Annotated in this window: 4 protein-coding genes and 1 pseudogene; all 5 read left to right on the top strand. The window is 32.6% G+C overall.

All coding sequences use genetic code 11. The features are described 5' to 3' along the window. Positions 1-256: 256 nt before the first annotated feature. The 5 genes and pseudogenes from AMET1_RS07710 (at position 257) to AMET1_RS07690 (ending at position 7,536) form a co-directional block, all read left to right on the top strand. A complete protein-coding gene (locus tag AMET1_RS07710) occupies positions 257-619 on the top strand; it encodes a hypothetical protein (RefSeq protein ID WP_086637913.1) in 363 nt (120 codons plus the stop codon). A gap of 205 nt (positions 620-824) precedes the next feature. Then, a pseudogene (locus tag AMET1_RS07705) lies at positions 825-2,368 on the top strand (N-6 DNA methylase). After that, positions 2,361-3,734 carry a restriction endonuclease subunit S gene (locus AMET1_RS07700; RefSeq protein ID WP_086637912.1) on the top strand — a complete coding sequence of 458 codons (1,374 nt, stop codon included), beginning with the start codon at positions 2,361-2,363 and terminating at the stop codon, positions 3,732-3,734. Before AMET1_RS07705 ends, AMET1_RS07700 begins: the two are co-directional and overlap by 8 nt. A gap of 102 nt (positions 3,735-3,836) precedes the next feature. Then, positions 3,837-6,806 carry a type I restriction endonuclease subunit R gene (locus AMET1_RS07695; RefSeq protein WP_086637911.1) on the top strand — a complete coding sequence of 990 codons (2,970 nt, stop codon included), beginning with the start codon at positions 3,837-3,839 and terminating at the stop codon, positions 6,804-6,806. Between the two features lies 1 nt (position 6,807). Next, on the top strand, positions 6,808-7,536 hold the full coding sequence (locus tag AMET1_RS07690) for a M48 family metallopeptidase (RefSeq protein ID WP_086637910.1): 729 nt from the start codon (positions 6,808-6,810) through the stop codon (positions 7,534-7,536). Positions 7,537-7,720: the final 184 nt, after the last annotated feature.

Below are 7,720 nucleotides of genomic sequence, written 5' to 3'. Positions count from 1 at the left end.
TCAAATCCCCTCCCCAGCGTTCATTTTTAAATTCAAAGCTTTTCCCAAAAGGTAGCTCCAACTGCAGATGTAACCCTATGTGAGTACTCACAAAGACACCATAGCTACCCTCAAGAACAAAACTACATACGAAGAATTCCTGGTTTAGTTAGATTCTAAAAAAGAAATAATGGAAACTGATTCAATTGAATATCAAGTGATGTTTTAGGTAACCTTTAATATGTATTTTTACTTATTTTAGTTTGGTGGCTATATTTTGAAGAAAGAAGAGATTAGGCGGCAGGTTTTGGGTATTGTGCCTGAAGAGCTTACTGAGTTTGATAAGTTGGAATCTAATAATCATTCTTTGTTCGATAAATGGAGTAATGATCGTGAGGGTAGAGAATGCCTTTATTATTATGTGAGTAGAGAGAAGAAATATAAGAAACGTGCTCCCTTGGATGAAATAGTCAACTCTGTCATGAGATATGAAGATCAAGGTAAATTCGATAGAGGTGATTTTAAAGAGGTTTGTGAAATAGCTAATAGAGATGGTGATTGCGGATATGTAATTGTAGGGAGGATTTTAGAAAATTTGACTGACGCTAGGTACATAAATAGAAAATTAGGATTTAGATAATCCTCCTTACTTTCTATACTTAAGAATTATTGGTTTATAGCTTAATTTACGAAGAACTTAAGATAGGTGTTTTATTTGGATTATATTAAAAATAAAGAATCAATGGATTAATTTCAAAGTATATTAAAATAGAATATTTTTTATATGACACGATGAAGGTTTAAGAATTCATTTTAAATTGATTAATGTTTTTTAGGTGTTTGATATGGCTAAGTTACAAAATAATGCTGATAGTTATGTTGATCTCGATACTCTAGAATCTCATCTTTGGGAATCTGCCGACATTCTGAGAGGGAGCATAGATTCTTCTGATTACAAAAACTACATATTTGGTTTGTTATTCTTGAAAAGGATTAGTGATAGGTTTGAGGAAGAAGTTGAGGAATTAGTGAATGAGAGAGGTCTAGATGAACAGATAGCAAGGAATGATCCTGATTTTCATGATTTTTACATACCTGAAAAAGGTCATTGGAATCATATAAAGAAACAAAGTCAAGATATAGGGTCAACTCTAAATAAAGCACTTGAAGCGATAGAAGATGAAAATGACGAAATAGAAGAAAGAGTACTTACGAGCATTGACTTTAATGATAAGGACAGATTACCAGATGATGTACTTGAAGAGCTAGTAAATCATTTTTCAAAACTAAACTTCAAAAATGAGAATTTAGAAGATGCAGATATATTCGGGAGAGCGTATGAATACTTGATAAGACAGTTTGCAGATGATTCAGGGAAAAAAGGAGGAGAATTCTATACACCTAGAGAAGTTGTAAAACTATTAATAAGGATTCTAGACCCAGAACCTGGCATGAGAGTCTATGACCCTTGCTGTGGATCTGGAGGAATGCTAATCTATTCAGCCAAACACATAAGAAATAATAATGGAGGGAGAATGCAAGACATCACGCTATATGGTCAAGAAAAAAATCTTAACACTTGGGCGATAGCAGAAATAAATATGCTATTACATAACCTACCCGACGCTAAGATAGCCAAAGGGAATACAATGAGAAACCCAAAATTCCTTGATGACGGGAATTTGAAACAATTCGATATAGTCTTAGCAAATCCAATGTGGAACCAAAAGAAATGGAGCAAAGAATATCTAAAAGAGAACAACCCCCACAATAGAATGCAATATGGCTTTCCACCAAAAAACAAAGCAGACTGGGCGTGGATACAACACATGCTAGCATCTTTAAATAAAAACGGTAGAATAGGAGTAATCCTTGATAACGGAGTTTTATCCAGGAGTAGGAGTGAAAAAAAGATAAGAAAATCAATACTCCAAGATGACCTAATAGAAGCAGTAATAGCACTACCAGAGAATTTATTCTACAATACTGGATCCCCGGGTACAATACTGATAATAACCAAAACAAACCCGAAAAACTTAAAAACAAAGTCTTATTCATTTACGCAGAGAAGCAAAAACTAATAAAATCCGGAGTAAAAGTCTACGAAGAACTATCCAACCAAAATAGATTGACAGAACAAGGAATCAAAAAAATCGTTAAAACTTACAGAGAAAAAGAAGAAGAAAAACACCACAGTAGAATAGTAGAACTTGGAAAAATTAAAGAAAATGATTACAACCTAAACATAGGTCTCTATGTAGACACAACCGAACCACAAGAAAACATAGATGTAACAAAAGAACTCAAAAAACTCAAAAAACTCCAACAAGAACGCCAAAAAATCGAAAAACAGATGAAGAAGCACATGGAGGCACTAAACTATGAATAAACAGAAAAAACTGCATGAAGCAACAAATGATTTGGAGAAAGAATATAAAGGTATTCAAATTGTTGAAATAACCCCTAACGATTGGGATATCCTAAAATTTAATGAAACTTGCCATATTCAAAGCGGTTTATCATGGAGTAAAGACCAAGAAGTTGAATCTCCTGAAGAAGGAGATATAGCAGTTATAAAAATAAACAACGTTCTAGACGGTAAATTAGATTTAAAAAACCCATTACACCTTAAAGACGTTACTGATGAGCAAATCGAAAAAAATAAAGCTAGAAAAAACTGGTTGATTATGATAGGGTCAAATGGAAGTCAAGAAAGAATCGCAAAATGTGGATTAATTAAAGAAGATATGGACTTTGTATTTGCTTCATTTTTATATGGAATAAAATCGAAAGTATCCAATCTAAATTCATACTTCTTATATTATCTATTAAATAGCGATAAAGTTCAAAAAAGACTTCAAAGCTTCACATCAGGCAGTACAAGCCTAAATAACCTTAATAAATCAATTTTAGAAAAACTTGTCATCCCTGCTCCAAAAATATCTGAACAACGTAAAATCGCTAGTGTACTTTATAATGTAGATCAGGCCATCCAGAAGACAGACGAAATAATCGAACAAACCCAGAAAGTTAAAAAAGGCCTGATGCAAGACCTCTTCACAGAAGGATACTATAATCATGAGGAATTTAAAGAGGCAAGTAGATTTAGTAAAATCCCTATTAAATGGGAAGTGGAAAAAATTAATCAGATTTCTGATGTAATCGGAGGGGGGACTCCTAGCACAAAAAATGAAGATTTCTGGGGTGGTGAAATTCCTTGGATTACTCCAAGCGAACTTACTGAATTAGACTCAAATATTGTATCAAAAACAGAGAGATATATAACAGAAAAAGGACTTGATTCTTGTTCTGCTAAATTACTACCTAAAAAATCACTTCTTCTAACTTCAAGAGCATCTATCGGAATGTGTGTAATAAACGATGTTCCAATGGCAACTAACCAAGGTTTTCAGAGCTTGGTTCCTAATGAAGATATAGACATATGGTATCTTTTATATAGAATGCGTTTTGATTCACCTTATCTTAATAGTATAGGAACTGGAAGCACATATTCCGAAGTAAGCAATACTATGATGAAAAAAATTGATATCCCTATACCTAAAAAAGAAGAGCAAAAAAAGATAGGTAGAACCATAAAATCAACTGATGAACAAATATTCAGCTTAAAAAAAGAAAAAGATAGGCTTCATTGTTTGAAAAAAGGGTTATTGCAGGATTTATTGACTGGAAAGGTTCGTACTAAGGGTAAGGATATCAAAGTTTCTAATGAGGTTTTGGAGGCCGAAAATGCCTAGTTAAATGGATTTTACAGGGTCTATTGTTGAAGAGTATTTGACGTAGTTTTTTTAGTCTGGGGATTTTTGAAATAAAGAATCTTGATTTAGGAGTTTTGATTTATGAGTTCTGGTAATGAATATAATTATGTTGAGGGGCCTGCTTTAGATGTCTTTGAGAGTCTTGGGTATGAGGTTTTTGATGCTAATTTAGTTGATGAATTTCCTGATAATAGGAAGAAATTAAGTGATGTTGTTCTTAGGAATAGGTTAAGAGGGGCTATTGAGCGTATTAATCCTTGGATTAGTGAAAATAATCTTAATAAGGCTGTTAAGGAGATTGTAAATGTAGATGGCGTTACTTCGATGCGTATTAATAAAAAAGTTCATGGGAAACTTGTTAAGCATAATGTTTCTTTGAAGCAAGACCGGGGTAGGGGTAAAAAGCATCAAACAGTTAAGTATGTAGATTTTGAGGATCCTGAAAAAAATGAGTTCTTGGTTTTGAGTCAGTTTGAAGTTGCTGGTCTGAATGAAACTATTAAACCGGATATAGTTGTTTTCTTAAACGGAATACCTGTTGGAGTTATTGAATGTAAGAGCCCTACAATTACAGATCCTAAGAAAAAAGCTATCGATCAATTGCTGAGGTATCAGAACAACAGAAATGGAATAAAAGAAGGAGCAGAAAAATTATTTTATTATAATCAGTTGTCAGTAGCTAGCTGGGGAGATAAGTCAATTTATGGTACTTATCAAACTCCTAAAAGCGAATATACAGAATGGAAAGTTCATGAAGATAAAACAAAAGAAAAGATTAAAAATGAACTTGGGAAAGAAAATCTAAAATCACAAGACATATTATTATATTCTTTGTTTGAAAAAAAGAGATTTCTAGATTTTTTACGTAATTTTACGGTTTTTAGAGATAAAGGTCAAGATTTAGTTAAGATGGTAGCACGATACCAACAGTATAGAGCCGTTAAAAAAGCATTAAATAGGATTAAAAAAAGGAATAAATCTGATAAACAAGGAGGGGTTGTTTGGCACACCCAAGGGTCAGGTAAATCATTAAGTATGTTATTCTTAAGTTTAAAATTACGTAGAATTAAAGATGATCCAACCATTCTCCTTGTAACTGATAGACAGGCATTGGATCGCCAAATAAAGAGTACTTTTGAACAATGTGGGTTCCCAAATCCGAAAAGAGCTAAAAGCATCGAGGATCTGAGAAGGAAGCTAAAAAATAATACTGGTCAAACTATCACAACCTTAGTTCATAAATTTCAAGAAAAAGATGAAGAAGAAAGATTCCCCGTACTATCTGGTGACAAAGATATATATGTGATGGTAGATGAAGCCCACAGAACACAATATAAACTCCTCGCTAACAATATGAGAGAGGCCCTACCAAATGCATTCTACATAGGCTTCACAGGAACACCTATAGAGAAAAATAAACGGAATACAAGACGCACGTTTGGAAATTATATCGATACTTACACTATAGACCAGTCAATTGAGGATGGCGTGACCTTAGAAATATTTTATCAAGGAAGGTTAGCTGATCTTCATTTAGATGGAGTAGACTTAGATAAAGTATTCAATAGAGTTTTCCAAGATAAAACTGAAGAAGAGAAAAAAGAGATTAGAAAAAGATACGCTCAACAACAAGACCTATCTGAAGCACCTAGAAGAATAGACAATATAGTTTTAGATATATTGGACCATTTCGAACAAAAAATATCCGATCCCTTTAAAGGAATGATTGTTACAACAAGTCGTAGAGCAGCTGTAACATACAAAGAAAAGATGGATAAATATAATGGTCCTGAATCCGCTGTAGTTATATCTGGAGACCATAATGATTCTCAAAAACTAAAAAAATACACACCAACTGATGAGGGGAAGGAAAGAATTAAAGACCGGTTTAAAGATTCCAGTAGCGATCTTAAATTTCTAATAGTTTGTGATATGCTTTTAACAGGTTTTGACGCGCCTATAGCTCAAGTTATGTATCTTGATAAACCCCTCAAGGAACATAACTTACTTCAAGCTATAGCAAGAGTGAACAGGCCATTTGAAGACAAGAACTATGGATTAATTATAGATTATTATGGAGTATCAGATAACCTAAAAGAAGCTCTTTATAAATTCAGTGAAGAAGATATCAAAAGATGTATGACAGGATTAGAAGATGAAGAGGTCGTATCGAGATTGGAAGCAGCTCATAGGAAATCGAAATCCTTTTTCAAAGGTAAAAAAATAGATAATTCTGAAGGATGCGTAGAAGAACTTGAAGATGAACAGAGAAGAATTGAATTTAATAAAGCTTATAAGAATTTCTCCAAAATGATGGATATTTTATTACCTAGCAAAAAAGCCACTCCATACTTAAAAGATTTAGAAAAACTTGGAGAGATATATACAAGGGCTAAAAACAGGTATCGAGATGACTCAATGAATCTTGAAGGAGCCGGAGAAAAAGTAAGAGGGATAATAAAAGAACATATAACTACTAAAGGCATTGAAACGATTAACGAAGAACCAGTCTCAATAACAGATGGAGAAGAGTTTGAAAATAAAATTGAGGAATTAAAGAATAATAAAAGTAAACTAAAAGAGATGGAGCATGCTTTAAGATATGAAACAAATGTTAGATTCGATGAGGATCCAGTATTCTATAAATCCTTACAAAAGAAAATTGAGAGATTGATAGAAATATATAAAAAGAGAAGATTAGAGGAGAAAAAGGTAATTAAAGAATTCAAATCGATGATTAAAGCTATAAGAACCAGGGAACAGGAAGCAAAAAAGAAAGGCTTATCGGATAGTACTGAACTAGCAATCTATAACACATTAGATGAATCCTTGTCCATTGACCAAAAAGAGCTAAAAGAAATCAGCAAGGAGATAACAAAGAAAATAGAGGAAGAAAAAACGGTAGATTGGAAGAAAAAGGTGAGCGTTCAAAAGGATATGAGAAAAGGATTAAAACTATACCTATATCAGAAACCAGAGGTTAATCTAAATAAAGATGAAATGAATCATTTAATAAATAAAATAATCAAATTAGCAAGGACACATTATTAAAATGAAAGAATTAGAAATTGGGAAAATAAAGATACCTTATAAAGTAATTTGGAGCGAAAAACGGGCATCCATAGGTATATCTATCGATGATTCCATGGAACTGAAAGTAAAAGCTCCGACAAATACATCCTTTAACGAAATAAAAAACGTATTAGATAAAAAAAAGAAATGGATTCTTAACAAAATAAAAAGATTTGAAGAACAAAAACCACCATCATTAGAAAAAGAATTTCTAAGTGGAGAGAAACTAAAATATAGAGGAAGAAGATACAGACTAAAGGTACAAAAAAACCAGGAAATTAAAAAACCCAAATTAAAATTCCAAAACGGAACCTTCAATCTTTATACTCCGAAATATGAAGACCAAGACCAAAAAAGAAAAAAAGAAATAAAAAAAACAGTTGAAAATTGGTACAAAAATAAAGCCGAACAAGACTTTCCTAATCGAGTCTATAAGTATGCGCCACAGATAGGGGTTAAACCAAATGATGTTATAATAGATGAAATGAACAAAAAATGGGGCGAATGTAAAAAAGGAGAAATCAAGCTCCATTGGAAACTCATCTTAGCTCCAGTGAAAATACAAGATTATGTAATAGTTCACGAATTAACACATGTTAAATATGAGAAGCACAACAAAACCTTCTGGCACACAATTGGATCAGTAATGCCTGACTATGAAGAAAGAATGGAATGGCTAAGAAAAAACGGAAAAACCTTAAAGATTTAACATACAAGACACTTTAATTTATTTTCTTGTGTAAAAAAATTTTATAGCAATATGATTCGATAAATTTATTATTCTGTCTTTCATACAAGCTAATTGAGTAGGACAAACCGTCCTAGGCGTTGAACTTAGGAACATAATCTCTTCCCCAGCGTTTAACCCTAAGTTGAGAGTTTAAAGATTTTAA

The organism is Methanonatronarchaeum thermophilum (genome assembly GCF_002153915.1).
GTDB classification, from domain to species: domain Archaea; phylum Halobacteriota; class Methanonatronarchaeia; order Methanonatronarchaeales; family Methanonatronarchaeaceae; genus Methanonatronarchaeum; species Methanonatronarchaeum thermophilum.
The sequence above is the reverse complement of the archived record's forward strand: the minus strand, read 5'-3'. Positions and strand labels throughout refer to the sequence as shown.

Excerpts from the sequence above, each read along its gene's own strand:
- AMET1_RS07700 (WP_086637912.1), top strand. The coding sequence starts at position 2,361 with ATGAATAAACAGAAAAAACTGCATGAAGCAACAAATGATTTGGAGAAA.
- AMET1_RS07690 (WP_086637910.1), top strand. The coding sequence starts at position 6,808 with ATGAAAGAATTAGAAATTGGGAAAATAAAGATACCTTATAAAGTAATT.
- AMET1_RS07695 (WP_086637911.1), top strand. The coding sequence starts at position 3,837 with ATGAGTTCTGGTAATGAATATAATTATGTTGAGGGGCCTGCTTTAGAT.